The organism is Streptomyces sp. CB02261 (assembly GCF_001905665.1).
Lineage (GTDB): Bacteria > Actinomycetota > Actinomycetes > Streptomycetales > Streptomycetaceae > Streptomyces.
In genome coordinates this window covers 144,599-161,671 of sequence record NZ_LIVX01000006.1, presented here as the reverse complement: position 1 = coordinate 161,671, position 17,073 = coordinate 144,599, and the positions used below count along the sequence as shown (strand labels likewise).

Below are 17,073 nucleotides of genomic sequence, written 5' to 3'. Positions count from 1 at the left end.
GAGGAGGGCCGCAGGGTGTGTGATGTGGGGGGTTTACGTGTGCGGATGGGGAGCAGGAGGGGGTCAAGACCTATCCGGTACGTCACAAGGAGGTCCCCATGTCGGGCACGGAGAAGAGCAAGGCTCAGGCGGAGCAGATGAAGGGCAAGGCCAAGGAGAGTGTCGGCCGCGCCGTCGGAAACGAGCGCATGACCGCCGAAGGCCGCGCCGATCAGGCCAAGGGCAACGCCCGCGAGGCCAAGGAAGACGTCAAGGACAACTTCCGGCGCTAGGTGCCGGCCACCGAACGCGGTGCAGGACCAGCCCCGACCCGTCCCCGGGTCGGGGCCCGGCTGCGTCCGGGCGAGTGGATCCTCGAGCGCCCCCGATTGGCCGCGAGGCGTTCGAAGGGCGGCCGCAGTGGGTTCGGCGCTGGACCGTCGTGCCGAAGCAGCGTGAACAGCAGGAGACCGGGCTCCTGAGCTCGGTCCTAGGTCAGATGGCCGTGGCTTCGTCGGTGGGGGTGACGGCGGCGGTCCATGACCAGAGCTGTTCCGGTGGCTCCCAGCGCACTTCGGCGCATCCAATACTTCGGCGCCCGGGGTTGTGCAGTCCGGCTGCACCAGTGCGGTGCCGGGGAACGACGGGTTTCTCAGCTCCGTGATCGCCGTACGCCCGCCCCGCCGCCCGTGGTCGAAGCGGAGGCGCAGAGGCGGGAAGCGGGGCGGGGACAGAGCGAGGGTGCCTGGAGCGTCCGCCGATCCCGGAGCGGTGCACCCTGTCGCCCGCCAAGCCCGGTCATGTGCCGGATTTCCCCCTGGCGCTCCGGAAGTGCCTGCACGGTGTCGTCACTGATGGATCGTCAGAACTTCCTCTCGCTAACGGACTTACGTGCACAGGTCTTGACGTGCCGGCGTCGCGATGACTTCATGGGAGCGCTCCCACCGCTCACTCTCTGAAGCAGCGCGCCGACTGGAGGCCCCGTGAATACCCGAGCAGCGCCCCCGCCCCGTGCCGCCCTCGCCCTCGTGACCGGGATCGCGACCCTCCTCGCGTACGTCCTCCTCGGTGCGACCGCCGCGCAGGCCCGGACCGACGCCGTGGCGACCGGACTCCACGTCCGCGACGGACGGCTGCTGGAGGCCAACGGCAACGACTTCGTGATGCGGGGCGTCAATCACGCCCACACCTGGTACCCGGGCGAGACCCAGTCGCTCGCCGACATCAAGGCCCTCGGGGCCAACAGCGTCCGGGTCGTGCTCTCCAACGGCCACCGCTGGTCGGCGAACAGCCCCGCCGACGTCCAGTCGGTCGTCGCCGACTGCAAGGCCAACCGGCTGATCTGCGTCCTGGAGGTCCACGACACCACCGGGTACGGCGAGGAGGCGGCCGCCGGCACCCTGGACCAGGCGGCCGACTACTGGATCGGCCTGAAGAGCGTCCTCGCCGGCCAGGAGAACCACATCATCGTCAACATCGGCAACGAGCCGTGGGGCAACGCCGACCCGGCCGGCTGGACCGCCCCCACCATCGCCGCCGTGAAGAAGCTGCGCGCCGCCGGTTTCGCGCACACGATCATGGTGGACGCGCCCAACTGGGGCCAGGACTGGCAGGGCGTCATGAAGGCCGAAGCGCAGTCCGTCTACGCCGCCGACACCACCGGCGACCTGGTCTTCTCCATCCACATGTACAGCGTCTTCGACACCGCGCAGGAGATCCGGGACTACCTGCGGGCGTTCACCGCCGCCCGGCTCCCGATCGTCATCGGGGAGTTCGGAGGACCTGCCGACCAGTGGGGCGACCCTGACGAGGACACCATGATGGCCGCCGCCGAGGAGCTCCGCCTCGGCTATCTCGCCTGGTCGTGGAGCGGAAACACCGACCCCGTCCTCGACCTCGCCGTCGACTTCGACCCGAGCCGCCTCAGCGGCTGGGGCGAGCGCATCTTCCATGGCGCGAACGGCATCGCTCAGACCTCGCGAGAGGCGACCGTCTTCGGCGGCGGCTCCCCGGACACCCAGGCCCCGACCGCCCCCGGCGCGCCCGTGGCCAGGGACGTCACCGCCGACTCAGCCGCCCTGACCTGGGCGGCGGCCACCGACGACACCGGAGTCACGGGCTACGACGTCGTCCGCCTCGGCGGCACCACCGAGACCCCCGTCGCGTCCACCGCGGCCCCCGGGGTCATCGTGACGGGCCTCACCGCCGACACCACGTACACCTTCGCCGTCTACGCCCGCGACGCGGCGGGGAATCGTTCCGCCCGCTCGGCCTCCGTCGTCGTCACCACCGACGAGGGAGCCTCCGTCCCCGGCGCGAGATGCGCCGTCGGCTACCGCGTCGTCGGTGAATGGCCGGGCGGCTTCCAGGGTGAGATCACCTTGCGGAACACCGGCACCACCGCCGTCCAGGGCTGGACGCTCGGATTCTCGTTCGCCGCCGGCCAGACCGTCGCCCAGGCCTGGGGCGGCACCGCCACCCAGACCGGCAGCGCGGTCGCGGTGACACCCGCCTCCTACACCGCCACCATCGCCCCGTCCGGTTCTGTCACGGTCGGGTTCATCGGAACGAAGGGCGCGACGAACCCGGCCCCGGCCGCCTTCACCCTCAATGGCGCGGCCTGCACCACGTCCTGACGATCCGGGGCGCGGACCTGCCGTCCGCGCCCCGGGGTCGTTCGCCACTCGCGCAGCCGGTCGACCGGGGAGTCGCCGGCGGTCGGCCGGTGGTGTCCGCCTGCTGGGAAGCATGGCTCGGTGAGCGTGTCGATCCCCAGTGCGTGGGACAGCGCTTCCAGTCGAAACGGCGCCCACCAAGATGTGTCGGCCCTCAACTTCAGCGGTGATAAGAGTTTAAACACCCATTTTCTGGCTTGTTTGATATTAGGGCAAACATTCACCCTCTTATCGCCCCGCTTCCCCGTCAAGGATGACCTGGTCAGCAACAGCTCGGGGAAGGGTGATTGGCATGGCTGATTGGGTGAAGGTCGCGGGAGCTCTCACGGCCATCTCGGCGGGGTCCAGGACGACGGTGTGGGGTGTGAACGCGGCGAGCGCCATCTACCGGTACACCAACTACGACGGCAACCCCTGGATCAACATCCCGGGGGGCCTCGTCGACATCGGCGCGGCTGCAGACGGCACGGTGTGGGGAGTCAACGGCGGCAACCAGATCTATCGCTACGTCGGGGACCACGACGGCGCGAACCCGTGGAAGGGCATCTCCGGCAGCCTCGTCCGCATCGACGCGGGTTCCAGGACGAACGTGTGGGGTGTGGACTCCGCAGGCGCCATCTACCGGTACACCAACCACGACGCCAACCCCTGGATCAAGATCCCGGGGTCGCTGAGTGACATCGGTGCGGCGGCGGACGGCACGGTGTGGGGTGTCAACACGGCCAACCGGGTCTACCGGTACACCGGCGACCAGGACCCCTCGGACCCGTGGGCGGACGTCCCCGGCAGCCTCAAGCGCATCGCGGTGGGCTCCCGTACGAACGTATGGGGCGTCGATCCCGCCGGCAGCATCTACCGGTACACCAACAACGACGCCAGCGGGACCAACCCGTGGGTCAAGATCCCCGGCACCGCCATCGACATCGCCGCCGGTGCCGACGGCACCGTGTGGCACATCAACAGCGGCGCCGAGATCTACCGGTACACCGGCGACCAGCCCAGCTGATCCACTCCGACATGCATGCGGGCCCCCGGCCGGGACAGGCCGGGGGCCCGCACTGCTGCGCTCGCACAGCCGACGTTCCGTCGGCTGTGCCGGCCGGTTCCGTGGCGTATGGGCCCCGGAAGGGTGGTGGGCGCCGGGTGCCGGCGGGGGCCCCTTGCGGAGAGGGGCGGCGGGCGCCGGCGACGGCGGGGGCGGCGGCGCGAGGCCCAGCGCGGACGCGGGTGGGCGGGGGGACGAAGCGGAGGGGGTCCGGGCTCATTGTCACAGGGGGCGCCTAGAGTCTCTTCCACTCGTCACAGTGCGTTGCCACTGACGGGTTTCATCAGCGTGCCGCCTGTCCGGCGGCCGTCCGGGACAACGGGGAGAACAGCGCATGGGGTGGGTACCGGCGGGCGACTACGAAGTCGCCCTGGAGGCGGGCAAGGTCGTCTGCCGCAACGGGACGGGGCGGCGGCTGAAGTCCGTTCCGGCCCGATTGAAGGACGACCCCGCGGTCGTCGGACTCCGGCAGCTGACGGAGTGGCTGGAACGGCACGAACGACAGTGCCTGACGGACGTCGAGCAGTGGATGGTGCGTTCGCTGCCCGTCCCCACCGCCGTGCTGGCCCGCGTCTGGCCCGACCCGGCGTGGCAGGCGGCCCTGCGGGACGTGGTGGTCACCGGCGCGGACGGCGGGGTCGCCGGGTTCCTGCGCGATGTCGACCCCGACCGCGGTCTCGGCCTCGTCGACCTGGACGGCGACACGGTACGCATCACCCCCGACGTCGTCAGCGTGCCCCACCCCGTCCTCCTCGACGACCTCGACGAGCTGCGGGAGTTCGCGGTCGAACTGGAAGTGCGCCAGAACGTGGAGCAGTTGTTCCGCGAGGTGTGGCACCGCCCGCCGGGCCTCGCCCCCGAGACCACCTCCGTGGACACCTACGCCGGCGGCGTGTTCAAGGAACTGCGGTTCCTGCACGGCCGCGTCACCCAGCTCGGGTACCGGTCGCGCGGCGGATACGCGGTCTGCCCGGTCGTCGAGGACGGCGCCACCGTCGAGGCGCACATCTGGATCGGCGAGCACGACGGATATGACGCGTACGACACCGAGACGGGCCCCCTGGGCTGGACCGACCCCGCGGGGCGCGCGCTGACGGCCGCCGAGGTCGGCCCCGTCGCGTGGTCCGAGGGCATGCGCATGGCGGCAGCGCTCTACGCCGGCCGCGACGTAGAGGACGAGGAGCGGACGGCATGAGCACCACGACGACGAACACCCACACGAACACGACGACGGCGGACGCGGTCCTCCTCCCCGCCCAGGCCCGGGGCGAGGGCACCTCCACCCCCGCCGCCGAGGCCCGCGCGGCGGCGCTGCTGGAGGCGGGCGCGATCCTCGCGGCCGGCACCACGGACCGGGACGACGCCGACGCGCTGACCGCCCGCACCTACACGCACACCGCCCTCGGCGACCGCCCGGTGGTCCGGCTCGTGCCCGGCACGCTCGGCGAAGCCGAGGACCTGGCCCTGGAGTTCCTCGGGCTGGCCCGGTCCGCCGAGGCCCCCGTCGTGGGGCAGGTGCGCCGCGAGACGCTGGGCTTCCCGGCGTGGGCGCTGGTCAACGACCCCGCCAACGGCCACCACGCCCTGGCCCTGGTCAAGGACATCGAGCGGCTCGGCCGGCAGGCCAAGACCCGCGCCGGAGCGGCCAAGGAGGGCTTCGACGCCCTCGGCACCCAGCTCGGCAGGGCCGTGCCCCACTTCCTCCCCACCTACTACGAGCAGGTGGCACGCCTCTTCCTCCAGGCCGAGAACACCACCTACGCCGCCTCCTTCTTCGGCAAGGCCCGCGAGGCCGAGCGCGTGCACGGATTGGTCGTGGACGAGGACCGGCAGCGGGCCGTCTTCCTGGAGTTCGCCTTCGCCGGCGCCCTGACCGTCAAGGCGCTGCGGCAGTACGTGCGTGACCTGGTGGCCCGGCTCGCACCGGTGGACGCCTGGGCGCAGTTCCGCCGTCTGCTCGTCGAGCGCTGCGCGGCCGGCATGCCGCCGTACGCGGCGCTGCCGCAGGACGTGCGCGCGCTGGTCAAGGCCGCCGGGCTGGACCGCGACACGGCCGAACGCGAGCTGGTGGCCGATCTGATCGGATCGCCGGGAGTCGTCCGCGCCCCCGCCTCGTTCTGGACCACCTACCGCTCCGCGCTCGTCGTCCTCGCCCGACAGGACGCGAGCGTGCGGGTCCGGCTCCTCGGTTTCTTCCCGGAGACCTTCAGCGAGAGCGGTCAGGACGATGACGGCGAACCCGGCTGGCTCGCCCTGCTGGCCGAGTCCGGCGCCGAGGACCTGCTGACCGCCCTCCCGGGCGCCTCCGCCGACGCCCCCTCCGACTCCGCCGAGCCGTCCGTCTCCCCGGCGGACTGGCTCGCCCGCTGGGAGGCACACCGCCGACGCAACCGGGTCACGGCGGGCCGCAGCCCGCAGACCCTCGACCTGGCCGCCCGGATGGCCGACCGGCTGCGCGCCGACGGGCGGCCCGTCGAGCTGTTCCAGGGCCGCTGGCAGCGCACCGCCGACCTGGACCTTCTCGACCTCTGCCTGGCCTCCGGCATTCCCGTCGTCGAGCCGGACGACCAGGACACGGGCACGGGACAGCTCGTCACCCTCCCGGTCGGCCCCTGGCTCGCCGACACCGCGCCCGGCGCGCGGGACCTCACCGCCGTTGCCGAACAGCCGGTCTTCCGCGCCCTGCTGAGCCGGAACGTGGGCAGCCTCGGCGGCGGGCGCGGTCAGCGGCCGGGCGATTCCGACATGGCGAAGCTGGCGGCACACCCGGTGCTCTCCGGCGTCCTGCGGGAATGGCTGACAGCCTGCGCCGAGGAGTACACGGCCGCGCGAGGACTTCCCGGGCTGCACACCGCCCTCAACAAGCTCTCCGCGTTCCGCACCGTCGTCGCGGACGTCGCCCCGGAGGCCGCACGGCTCCTCAAGGGCCACGACGTCGAGCCGCTGCTCGCCTCCACCCTGCGCACCGGCGTCCTCGACGAACTGGGCTGGCCCGCGCTCGACGAGACCTACGCCGAACTGGCCGCCGAGGCCGACACGGCGCGCCTGCGGCGTCACCGGTCGGAGAGCGTCGGAGTCACCGGCGCCTGGCCCGCGCTGATCCTGAACACCCTCGAACGGGCCGTCGTCGTCGGCCCGGAAGGCGTTCTGCTGCGCCACACCCTCCGGCTGCCCCCCACCGTCGACCACTGGCGGGTTCCCGCGTTCCGTTACGTCGACGGCGAGTTGCTGGTCATCTGGTGGGAGGACGGCAAGCAGCGCGGCTACTGGTCGCACCGTCCCGCGGAGGTGTTCACCGTCGGCGGCGAGCAGATCGCCCGCTGGGGCGGCTCCGGCACCTCGGACGAGGTCTGCCTGCCGCTGCCCGGCGGCGGCCGCGCCACCGGCGGCAAGGCCCTGCACGCCGGCGACACCTCTCTCCCGCCTCAGCGCGCCGTCATCTCCGACGGCACCGGACACTGGAGGGAAGGCCACCAGGGCACGCAGCGGGTGTGGCTGGAGTACGACCCGGCCGCCGGCACCCACGGCCGCGCGTCCCTCCCCGCCTTCCTCCGCTCCGGAGTGCAGGACGGCACCCGGCTGCTCGCCGAGCACTGCCAGGTGCTGCCCCTCCAGCCCGGCCTGGAGACCACCCCGTTCGGTACGGACGGCACGGTCCTCGGCCGCTGGGTCCGCCGTACGGTCTCCGAGACCGGCACGGCAGCCCCCGCCGACGGGCACCGGATCGTCGCCGGCACCCCCGACGGCCACACGGTGACCCTGCCGCACCCGCTGCCGGGCGGCGGCTCCCCGGTGCCGCTCGGCGCCCTCACGCTGCCCGGCGGGGCACGGCCGGTCGTGGCCCTGCACCACCGCTCGGTCGTGGCGCACCCGGCGGACACGGACGGCACCGGTGGCGGCCTGTGGTCCGTCACCCCCGACTCCTCCGGTGGGAACGACGCGGCCGGTACGCCCTTCGTGCCTCCCGTCGCCTACTGGCACGCCCTGCGCCCGCGGGACGAGCGGGGCTCCGCCGCCCTGCGGAACCTGACGGACGCCCGGGCGGGGGAGCTGTGCACCGAGGTCGCCGCCGCGGTCGCCCGGCACCTGGAGGCCTTCCGGGCTGTCAAGGAGTACACCGGTCCCTCGTCGCGGGAGATGAGCGAGGAGGCCGTCGCCCGGGTGCTGCCCGAGGTGTCCGACGCACGGCTCCTCGCGGGCGTCGCAGCCCTCGTCCGGAACGCGGTGGACCGGGCCGCCGCGGTCGCCCGGTACCTGGAACCGCCCCAGCCCGCGCAGCCGGCCACGCCCCGGAACACCGCGCGCACCCAGGGCATGTTCTTCGACCACGCGCCCGAGCACGGCGATGACACGACCCTGAGGGACGCCTCCGCCTGGGGCTCCGAGCGGATGCACGGCGCCTGGTGGGGGACCGCCAAACGGTGGACCACGATCCGGCAGATCCTCGCCGTCAACCATGTCCTCGGCGGCGAGCCGGCGTTCGGCCCGCCCGTGCCGTCCAAGGTCCCGTTCACCCCCGTGGACGGCTGGCAGCGGGACGAGTACACCGTGCCCGGCGACGCGCTGACCTGGACCTCCCTCCTCGACAAGCTGCCCGAGCTCGCATACCGGGCCGCCTCGGCGACCACCTCCCCCGAGCACCGCGCCGGGCTCCTCGTGCTGCTGGACACCCTGGCCGCGGGACCCCTGGCCGATCCGGCGGGCACCGTCCGGCAGGTGGTGCTCATCGAGCCGCTCCGCGGCGCGACCCCCGGGCAGGGACACCAGGAGGCCGTGCACCGGCTCGGCCAGGTGCTGCGCAAGGGCGCCCGCACCGTCGTGGTCGTCGCCGACCGCGGCCGGAACTCCCGGAGCGACGCGGCGTGCTGGCTCGCCCTGGACCACGACCCCACCGGAGTCTTCGGTCCCGTCCCCGGCTTCACCCTCGACCGCGAGCACGTTCACCGGCAGGGCGTCGCCCGGGAACGGCTCACCCGGCTCACCGCCCTGGTGCGGGAGCGGGGCCCGGCACCCTGGCGTCCGGAGGCCGCCGAGGCGTTCCACACGGCCACCGGAATCGGACCCCTCCAGTCCGTGGCCCTGCTGTCGGCCGTCGTAGCGGAGCCCGGCGCCGAGGCACTGACCCTGCTCGGGGCCAAGACACGCGTCTTCGAAGCTGCCCAGGCAGCGGTGAACTACCTGCCCCGCGACGACCGCCGCGCCCTGCTCCGAGCACTGCTGCCCGAGGACCCGGCCGAGCTGTGGTCCACGGGCCCGGACGTCAAGGCCGCCGCCGAGGTCTGGCAGGAGCGCCTGGCCTCCCTCGTGCGCGTCCCCGAGGAACTCGACCTCGACCTGTCGGGCACCACCCCGGGCGCCGTCGACCTGATCCTCAACACCGGCTCCCGGACCTGGCTCGCCCACGGCACGGACGTCACCGGCCGCCCGGGCCTGCGCCGGGTGTCCGCACGCGGTGCGGTCTCCTCCGCCCTGACCGCTCTCCAGACCCTCGCGTACACGCTGCCGTACGGGCACCCCCTGCGGGCGCACCTGCCCCGCGGACTCGCGGCCCTGCGCGGCCGCCTCACCGACCCGGACCTGGTGCTGGACCTCGGCCTGGACTGGACCGAGTCGGGGGTCTCGATCGGCCCCACGATCCGTGCAGCCCACGGCCTCCCCGAGTCCGGAGGCGCCGACGCCGACGGTCTGGTCCGAGCCGGTACGGCGCTGCTCCTCGCCCCGGGTAACGGCAGCAACGAGAAGCTGCTGATCCGCCCGGCCGGTCTGGCAGGCCCGGACGACCCGGCGCTCGGTCTCGTCGGGGGAACCGTCGGGCAGTACGGCACCGGCGATCTGCTCGCCCTGCGCGCACTGCTCGGCGAGGAGACCGACGCGCTGGTCTCGGCGGGCGCCCCCGACGGCTCCGTGTACCACCCGGCCCAGGACCCGACGCGTGCGGTGCCGGACCTCGTGACCGAGGCCGCCGACGCCCTCGGCCTGAGCGCGGACGCCGCCGCCCTGTACCTGATGCTGCTCGCCCTGCCCGACCCCACCGACCGCAACTGCGTCCGCTGGACCGAGTGGAAGCCGGCACGGGTGAAGAAGGCCCGGACGGAACTCGCCGCCACCGACCTGGTCGTGGAGGCCAAGCGCTCCCGGGCCGGCCGCACCCTGTTCCTCCCCTGCGGCTGGCTCGAACGCGGCGCCCCCGGACTGCCGCTGGAGACCTGGAAGGAGCGCCTGTACCCCGTGGCAGGCTCCGCCCGGACGCTGCCCCACCTCCCCGTGCCCGCGCTGTTCGCAGCCGCCTGGGCACGGGTCCGCGGCGGCGACGCCCCCGCCTTCGAAGAACTGGACACCCGCGCAGCACGGAAGGGCCGCCGCCGATGACGAGCGACACCACGACCACCATGGACAACACCAGCACGGGCGGCATCCCCGACCAGGCGACGGCACCCGGCCGGGCGCCCCGCCAGGTCACGCCACCCGAGGACCGGTACGCCACCGAGCTGGCCTTCCTCGCCGCCCACGACTCGGGGCCGCGCCCGCCCGGCTGGCTGCTCACCCCGCGCGCCGTCGTCACCTTCGTCCTGGGCAGCGCGGGCGAGGCACTCAGCCTGCCCAAGGGCGCCCGACCCGGAGCCGGAGTGCCGCGCCGTCTGGTGATCGAGCAGAAGTTCGTCGGCGAACGCGCCCTGGTCGAACGGTGCGTGGTCACCCTCGCCGGAGAGCGCGGACTCCTCCTCGTCGGCGAACCGGGCACCGCCAAGTCCATGCTCTCCGAGCTGCTGTCGGCGGCCGTCTGCGGGACCAGCGCGCTCACCGTGCAGGGCACCGCGGGCACCACCGAGGACCAGCTCAAGTACGGCTGGAACTACGCCCTGCTCCTCGCCCAGGGCCCCACCGAGCAGGCCCTGGTGCCCTCCCCGGTGCTCACCGCCATGACCCGGGGTGCCGTCGCCCGCGTCGAGGAGGTCACCCGCTGCCTGCCGGAGGTCCAGGACGCCCTCGTGTCACTGCTCTCCGAGCGGCGGATCGCCGTCCCCGAACTCGCGGGCAGCGAAAGCGCACAACTGCACGCGGCCCCCGGCTTCACCCTCATCGCCACCGCCAACCTGAGGGACAAGGGCGTCTCGGAGATGTCCGCCGCCCTGAAGCGGCGCTTCAACTTCGAGACCGTGGGTCCCATCGGGGACGTGGACACCGAGACCGCACTCGTACGGAGCCAGTCGCGGGCGGCCGTCGAGCGTGCGGGCGCCGCCTACCAGGTGGACGACGCGGTCCTCGAAGCCCTTGTCACCGCCTTCCGGGACCTGCGTGACGGTCGCTCCGTGGAGGGCTGGGAGGTCGAACGCCCCTCCACGGTGATGAGCACGGCGGAGGCGGTCTCCGTCGCGGGCTCCCTGGGCCTGGCCGCCGCCTACTTCCCCGGCGACCGGGACGTGCTCTCCCTCCTGCCCGGCCACCTGCTCGGCGTCGTCCGCAAGGACGACCCCGCCGACGCGGCCCGCCTGCTCGGCTACTGGGACGGGCCGGTGCGCAGGCGCGCGGAGCAGGGGTCGGCCACGTGGCGTGCCCTGTGGGACCTGCGCGCGGTACTGGAGAACTGACGGATGAGCCAGTCGACCACTCCCGAGACACGGTCCACCGCCGAGACGTCACCCACCGCCGGTGCGCCGGCCGTCGCCCCGGCGCAGGGCCTGGCGGCCGGGCCCGTCGCCCCGGAAGCAGCGGTGGCGGCCCTCGCGGCGACCGGACCCGGGCTGCCGTTCCTGATCGGGGTGCGCCACCACGCGCCCTCGCTCGCGGCCGTCCTTCCGGCGCTGCTGGACGCGGCGGCCCCCGACGTCCTCCTCGTCGAGCTGCCCGCCGAGTTCCAGCCGTGGCTGGACTGGCTCGCCCACGAGGAGACCGAGGCCCCGGTGGCGCTGGCCGCCGTGCCCGCCGAGCGTCCCGGGACCGGCCCGGCAGCCGAACGGGGTCCCGCCTTCTACCCGTTCGCGGACTTCTCGCCCGAACTGGTCGCCCTGCGCTGGGCAGCACGGAACGGGGTCCCGGCCGTGGCCTGCGATCTGCCGCTGGCCGACCGGGCGTGGTCGCGGGGTGGCCCGGACACCCCCGTCCCCGCTCCCGGCGCCGCATCCGCACCCGTGCCGGGGGAGGGGCACGGGCTGTCCGCCGCGCTCCGGGCCCGGCTCACCGGCCGAGACGGGGACGACCTGTGGGACCGGCTGGTGGAGGCCCCCGCCCCCGGTTCGACACCCGAGGCGCTGCGCCGTGCCGCCCTGCTCACCGGCTGGGCGCTGCGGTACGAGGCCGAGGCGCGGGGCGGGGTGGACGGCACGGACCTGGTGCGCGAGGCATGCATGCGCGCCCATGTCGCCGAGGCCCTGGCGAGCGGGCGGCGACCCGCCGTGGTGGTGGGAGCCTTCCACACCCCGGCGCTGCTGCCGTCCACGGCGGGGGCCGTCGGAAGCCCTGCGCTGGAGACGTCGGGCGCCGGGTACGGCCCGGACGAAGTGCCCGAGCAGACCGCCGCGCCCTCTCCGGCCGCGGTGTCCGCGCCAGGTCTCGCGTACGAGCGGGATGCCGCGCCTGCGCCGGGTGACGCGCCCGTGCCGGGTGCCGCGTCCGATCCTGGTGCCGCGCCCGCGTCGGGCGCGGGCAACCGCGGGAACAGCGCTCCCGGGACGCCACCGTGCACCGTCTCCCTGATCCCGTACACGTACCCGCTGCTCGACTCACGGTCCGGCTACCCCGCCGGCATCAGGGATCCGGAGTGGCAGCACACCGTCCTGGACGCCGCCGGGGATCCGGGCTCGCTGCACGAGGCGCTGATCCGCACCGTGGTCCGCGTCTGCGCCGCCCTGCGCGAACAGGGACACCCCTACGGCCCGGCGGACGGCCGGGAGGTCGTCCGGGTCGCCGGCGACCTGGCCCGCCTGCGCGACCTGCCCGCCCCCGGCCGCGGCGAACTCCTGGAGGCCGTGCAGACGGTGCTCGGACGCGGCGAGACCTACGGCACGGGCCGCGCCGTCGCCCAGGCCCTCGAACGTGTACTCGTAGGAGCCCGCACCGGACGGCCCGCGCCCGCCACTCCTCGCAGCGGACTGGGCCCCGCAGTCGAGGCCGAGGCGGCGGCGCTCTCCCTCCCCGGCCCGGAGGACGCCCACGAGAAGGCACCGCGCGACCTCCGGCTCGACCCTGCCCGCTCCACGCTGGACCGGCGCCGCGAGCTGCTGCTGCGCAGGCTGACGGTGTGCGGCATCCCGTACGCGCAGGAGCAGGGGGTGACCGGCGCGGCGGGCACGGAGGGACTCACGACACGCTGGCAGGTGCGGTGGACCCCGGCGACGGCCGCGATGCTCACCGCCGCCGGGGCCCGCGGCGTCACCCCGGCCCAGGCCGCCGAAGGCGTGCTGCGCCAGCGGCACGCGGCCGAGCGCGCGGAGGGCGGCCCGACGGCAGCCCAGGTCGTCCGGGGCCTCACGGAGGCCGCCGAGTGCGGGCTCCCCGCCCCGGCCGACGAACGGCTGACGGAACTGGCGGCCGTGCTCCCCGCCAGCGGCACCCTTCCCGAACTCCTCACCGGGCTCGACCTGCTGGACCGCATCGACGCCGGCCACCTGCCGGGCCTGGCCGCAGCCGACGACCCCTCGGCCCTCTCCGCCCCCGAGGCCACCGCCGCCGCATCCGACGAGCCGTCGGCCACCAAAGCCCCGGATGCCACCGCCACCGCCACCGCCGCCACCACCGCCTCCGCCCTTGCCGCCCGCACCGCGCACGCGGCCGAACTCCTGACCTCGGCTGCCGTCCGCCAGGTCGACGGCCTCACCGGCTCCGAGGATCCCGAGGACGCCCGGGCGCTGCTCGAACTGGCCCAGCGCGCCGACCGGGTGGGCGGCATCCGGCTCACCGACGCCCTCGCCCGGCTGGCCACCGACGGCACCCCGCTGATCGCCGCGGCCGCCGGAGCGGTCAGGGTGCTCACCGGCCACGAAAAGGCCGAGAGCTTCGGGGTACGCGTCGCCTCCTGGGTGGACGGAGCCGTGGACAGCACCTCCCGAACCGCGCTCACCGCCCGTCTCACCGGCGTCCTGACCGTGGCGGGCCCGCTCCTGACCGTCGGCGTCGACGCCCTCGACCCGTTGCTGCACCGGGTCGTCGAGCTGGACGACACCGCGTTCCTGGTCCGGCTGCCCGCCCTGCGCGGCGGCTTCGACACCCTCAGCCCGGCCGCCCGGGACCGGCTGCTGGCCACCGTCGAGGAGAGGCTGGGCGAACGGGTGGGCACGCTCGACGCGGACGACCCGGTCGACCTGGCCCGCCGTACGGCCGCCGACCTCGCGGCCCGCGAGCTCCTGACCGCCCTCGGCCTGCCCGTCCCGGCACCCCCGCACGACGACCTGCTCCCATCATCGTCCGGCCACCCCGCCGCGACCCGCCCCACCGGCCCACCGGCCACCGCGCCCTCCGCCGAGGCCGCACCCGCGCGGACCCTCGCGCCCGCCGACCGGTGGCGGCTCGTGCTCGGCAGGCGGCCCGATCAACTGCCGTCCGGTGCCGGACGCCTGGCGACCGCCCTCGACGAGCTCTACGGCGCGGGACGCGGCGAGGGGTCCCGCGGCGGCCTGCCCGGCTCCGGACCGCGCGGCGGCCGGGAACCGTCGTTCCCCGGTGTCCGCGAGTGGTCCGAGGAACTGGCCGCGCTGTTCGGCCCCGGCGTCCGCGAGGAGGTCCTCGCCGCCGCGGCCGCGACCGGCCGGCAGGACGTCCTCGCCGAGATCGACCCGGCCGCCGCCACCCCCTCCGTCGAACTGCTCCGGACGGTCCTCCGGTACGCCGGCGGTCTCCCCGAAGCGCGCCTCGCCGCGCTCCGGCCCCTGGTCCGCCGCCTGGTCGACGAACTGACCCGGCAGCTCGCCACCCGGCTGCGGCCCGCCCTCACCGGCACCATGCTGGCCCGGCCGACCCGCCGCCCCGGCGGGCGCCTGGACCTGCCGCGCACGCTGCGCGCCAACCTGGCCACCGCCCGCAGGACGGCCGACGGAGCGGTCCAGGTCATCCCCGAGAAACCGGTGTTCCGCAGCCGCGCCCGCCGGTCGGCCGACTGGCGCCTGATCCTGGTCACCGACGTCTCAGGCTCCATGGAGGCGTCGACGATCTGGTCCGCGCTGACCGCCTCCGTACTCGCCGGGGTGCCGACCCTCAGCACCCACTTCCTGGCCTTCTCCACGCAGGTCGTCGACCTCACCGGCCATGTGCACGATCCCCTCTCCCTCCTCCTGGAGGTGAGTGTGGGCGGCGGCACGCACATCGCCGCCGGGCTGCGGCACGCCCGCAGCCTGATCACCGTGCCCGCCCGCACCCTCGTCGTCGTCATCAGCGACTTCGAGGAGGGCGCGCCGCTCGGCGGACTGCTGGCGGAGGTGCGGTCCCTGGTGTCCACCGGCTGCCACGTCCTCGGGTGCGCGAGTCTCGACGACGCCGGCCGGCCCCGCTACTCGACGGGCGTCGCCGGGCAGCTCGTGGCCGCCGGAATGCCCGTGGCGGCCCTCAGCCCACTCGAACTGGCCCGCTGGATAGGGGAGAAGACCGCATGACCGCCGCCCAGTTGCCACCCGTCGCGCCGGATGTCACGGCCACGTTGGTGGAGGACCTCTCACCCCGGCTGCGCAAGCGGCTGGACGCGGCGGTCACCAAGCTCGGCGCCCGCCCGACGCATCGCGACGGTGACACGGTGACGATCGACGTCGACGACGAGACCGAGTTGCGCCTGCACGCCCCGGGCGGCGCGGTGACCACGGCGGACGCCATCACCTGCGGCTGCCTCCTGGCCCCGGCATGCGTCCACCGCGCGGCCGCCGCCTGCGCCGCCCCCACGGCGGACCCCCCACCGGAACCCGCCGACCAGCCCACCCCGGCGGTCCCCGAACCGGCCTGCCCTTCGGACGCCACCCCCGACGAATCCGCCTCCTCACCCGAGGTGGCGAGCCCGGCCCAGCGCGCCGCGGCCGACGCCCTGTGGTCGGCGGGCGCCGCCGTGCTGGAGTCCGGCGTCGACGGCGCCGGCGCCGTCACCCAGTCGGCCCTTCTCCGCGCCGCCCACACCGCCCGGCTCCGGCAGCTACCGCGCGCCGCGGGCGCCGCGCTGTCTGTCGTCACCCTGCTGCGCGCGGCCCGCGCAGGCGACCCGTCCTACCGCACCGCCGACCTCGTCACGGCCCTGGCCGAACTCCTGGGCACGGCACACCGAGTGGGCACGGCCTCCGGCGCGGAGCTGGCCGCCGTACGGGGCCGCGCGCGCCGCCCCTACAGCCCGGACGGCTCACTGCGCCTGTACGGCCTGTTCACCGAACCCGTGGTCACCGACTCGGGACACGGCGGCGTCCGCACCTGGGTCGCCGGACCCGACGGCCGCCTCTGCACGGTCGGCGACGTCGCACCGGGCGGCGTCGGGCGCGCGCTGGGCGTGGCCGACCGCGCCGTACGTCTCGGAGACAGCGCGCTGACCCACCGGGAGCTGGGCCGGGCCGGTCTCGCGGTCTCGGGCGCGACGGTCTCGCCGGACGGCAGACTGGGCGCGGGGAAGGGCGTCAAGGCCGTCACCGCCAAGGGCGCGGCGTGGACGGAGCCGCCCCTCGCCGCCCTGTGGGAGACACCGCCGTCCGAACAGGCCGCCCGCGCCCTGCGGTCCACCTTCCGCTACGCGGACCCGGACGGCGGCGGCAGCGACCTGCTCTTCCTGGACGTCGAACTCCTCGGCGCCGTGAGGGAGCCGGGCGGCACCTGCCTGCTCGCGCTGTGCGACGGAGGCATCTCCGTCCGCCTCACCGTCGTCGACGACGACCCCGCGCTGGCCCACCGCGACAACCTGATGCTGCTGGCCACGGCGCCGGGGACACGGCTGAGGATCATCGGCCGCATGGTGCCCGCCCCTCACCCCCGGCTCACCCTCCTCGCCTGTTCGCACCCCACCGGCGAGGGCACGATCGACCTGGGCTTCGACCGCCTGCGCCGCGCCGACCTCCCGGACCCGACCGCCTCCGTGCACCCCGCCCCGCCACAGCCCGACGGGTCCGGCGCGCCCCTGTACCTCCTGGAGCGCCGGGTCGAACAGACGGTGCTGGCCGGCCGCGCCGCGCTCGGCATGCTCGGCGACGTCACCGCCGAGACCCGCCGCATCCGCCGAGCGGGACTCCCCACGGCCGCCGCACTCCTCACCGCCCTGTGCGCGTCGGCGGCCCAACGCGATCGCGACCTCTTCGGGCGCCTCCTCCCCGCCGACACCGACGGCTTCGCCACCCACTGGCTCGCATCCGCCCGCTACACGGCCGCCGTGGCCGACTCCCTGTGCGCGGCAGCCTGGGAACCGACGGAATAGGGGCCCGGTCG

General features: G+C 74.7%; 8 protein-coding genes. All 8 read left to right on the top strand.

Annotated features, from left to right (window positions below; translation table 11 throughout):
- Window positions 1-98 precede the first annotated feature (98 nt).
- The 8 genes from AMK29_RS21010 (at window position 99) to AMK29_RS20975 (ending at window position 17,062) form a co-directional block, all read left to right on the top strand.
- On the top strand, window positions 99-272 hold the full coding sequence (locus AMK29_RS21010; RefSeq protein WP_073815157.1) for a CsbD family protein: 174 nt from the start codon (window positions 99-101) through the stop codon (window positions 270-272).
- Between the two features lie 690 nt (window positions 273-962).
- Complete coding sequence (locus AMK29_RS21005) at window positions 963-2,615, top strand: cellulase family glycosylhydrolase (protein WP_073815155.1); 1,653 nt, start codon at window positions 963-965, stop codon at window positions 2,613-2,615.
- A gap of 331 nt (window positions 2,616-2,946) precedes the next feature.
- Window positions 2,947-3,660, top strand: a complete 714-nt coding sequence (locus AMK29_RS21000) for a tectonin domain-containing protein (RefSeq protein ID WP_073815152.1) — start codon at window positions 2,947-2,949, stop codon at window positions 3,658-3,660.
- 373 nt (window positions 3,661-4,033) lie between these two features.
- Entirely contained in the window at window positions 4,034-4,894 is an 861-nt protein-coding gene (locus AMK29_RS20995) for a DUF4132 domain-containing protein (protein ID WP_073815150.1), read from the top strand.
- Window positions 4,891-10,068 carry a hypothetical protein gene (locus AMK29_RS20990; protein WP_073815148.1) on the top strand — a complete coding sequence of 1,726 codons (5,178 nt, stop codon included), beginning with the start codon at window positions 4,891-4,893 and terminating at the stop codon, window positions 10,066-10,068. Before AMK29_RS20995 ends, AMK29_RS20990 begins: the two co-directional genes overlap by 4 nt.
- Complete coding sequence (locus tag AMK29_RS20985) at window positions 10,065-11,288, top strand: ATP-binding protein (RefSeq protein ID WP_073815146.1); 1,224 nt, start codon at window positions 10,065-10,067, stop codon at window positions 11,286-11,288. Before AMK29_RS20990 ends, AMK29_RS20985 begins: the two co-directional genes overlap by 4 nt.
- A gap of 3 nt (window positions 11,289-11,291) precedes the next feature.
- Entirely contained in the window at window positions 11,292-15,281 is a 3,990-nt protein-coding gene (locus tag AMK29_RS20980) for a vWA domain-containing protein (protein WP_073815143.1), read from the top strand.
- Window positions 15,278-17,062: a hypothetical protein gene (locus AMK29_RS20975; protein WP_073815141.1), complete on the top strand. Its 1,785-nt coding sequence runs from the start codon at window positions 15,278-15,280 to the stop codon at window positions 17,060-17,062. The genes AMK29_RS20980 and AMK29_RS20975 overlap by 4 nt, the downstream gene beginning before the upstream one ends.
- The last annotated feature ends 11 nt before the right edge of the window (window positions 17,063-17,073 follow it).

What these genes read in the sequence shown, in the direction of transcription:
- AMK29_RS21000 (WP_073815152.1), top strand. Translation starts at nt 2,947, where the DNA reads ATGGCTGATTGGGTGAAGGTCGCGGGAGCTCTCACGGCCATCTCGGCG.
- AMK29_RS20975 (WP_073815141.1), top strand. Translation starts at nt 15,278, where the DNA reads ATGACCGCCGCCCAGTTGCCACCCGTCGCGCCGGATGTCACGGCCACG.
- AMK29_RS21010 (WP_073815157.1), top strand. Translation starts at nt 99, where the DNA reads ATGTCGGGCACGGAGAAGAGCAAGGCTCAGGCGGAGCAGATGAAGGGC.
- AMK29_RS20995 (WP_073815150.1), top strand. Translation starts at nt 4,034, where the DNA reads ATGGGGTGGGTACCGGCGGGCGACTACGAAGTCGCCCTGGAGGCGGGC.
- AMK29_RS20985 (WP_073815146.1), top strand. Translation starts at nt 10,065, where the DNA reads ATGACGAGCGACACCACGACCACCATGGACAACACCAGCACGGGCGGC.
- AMK29_RS20990 (WP_073815148.1), top strand. Translation starts at nt 4,891, where the DNA reads ATGAGCACCACGACGACGAACACCCACACGAACACGACGACGGCGGAC.
- AMK29_RS20980 (WP_073815143.1), top strand. Translation starts at nt 11,292, where the DNA reads ATGAGCCAGTCGACCACTCCCGAGACACGGTCCACCGCCGAGACGTCA.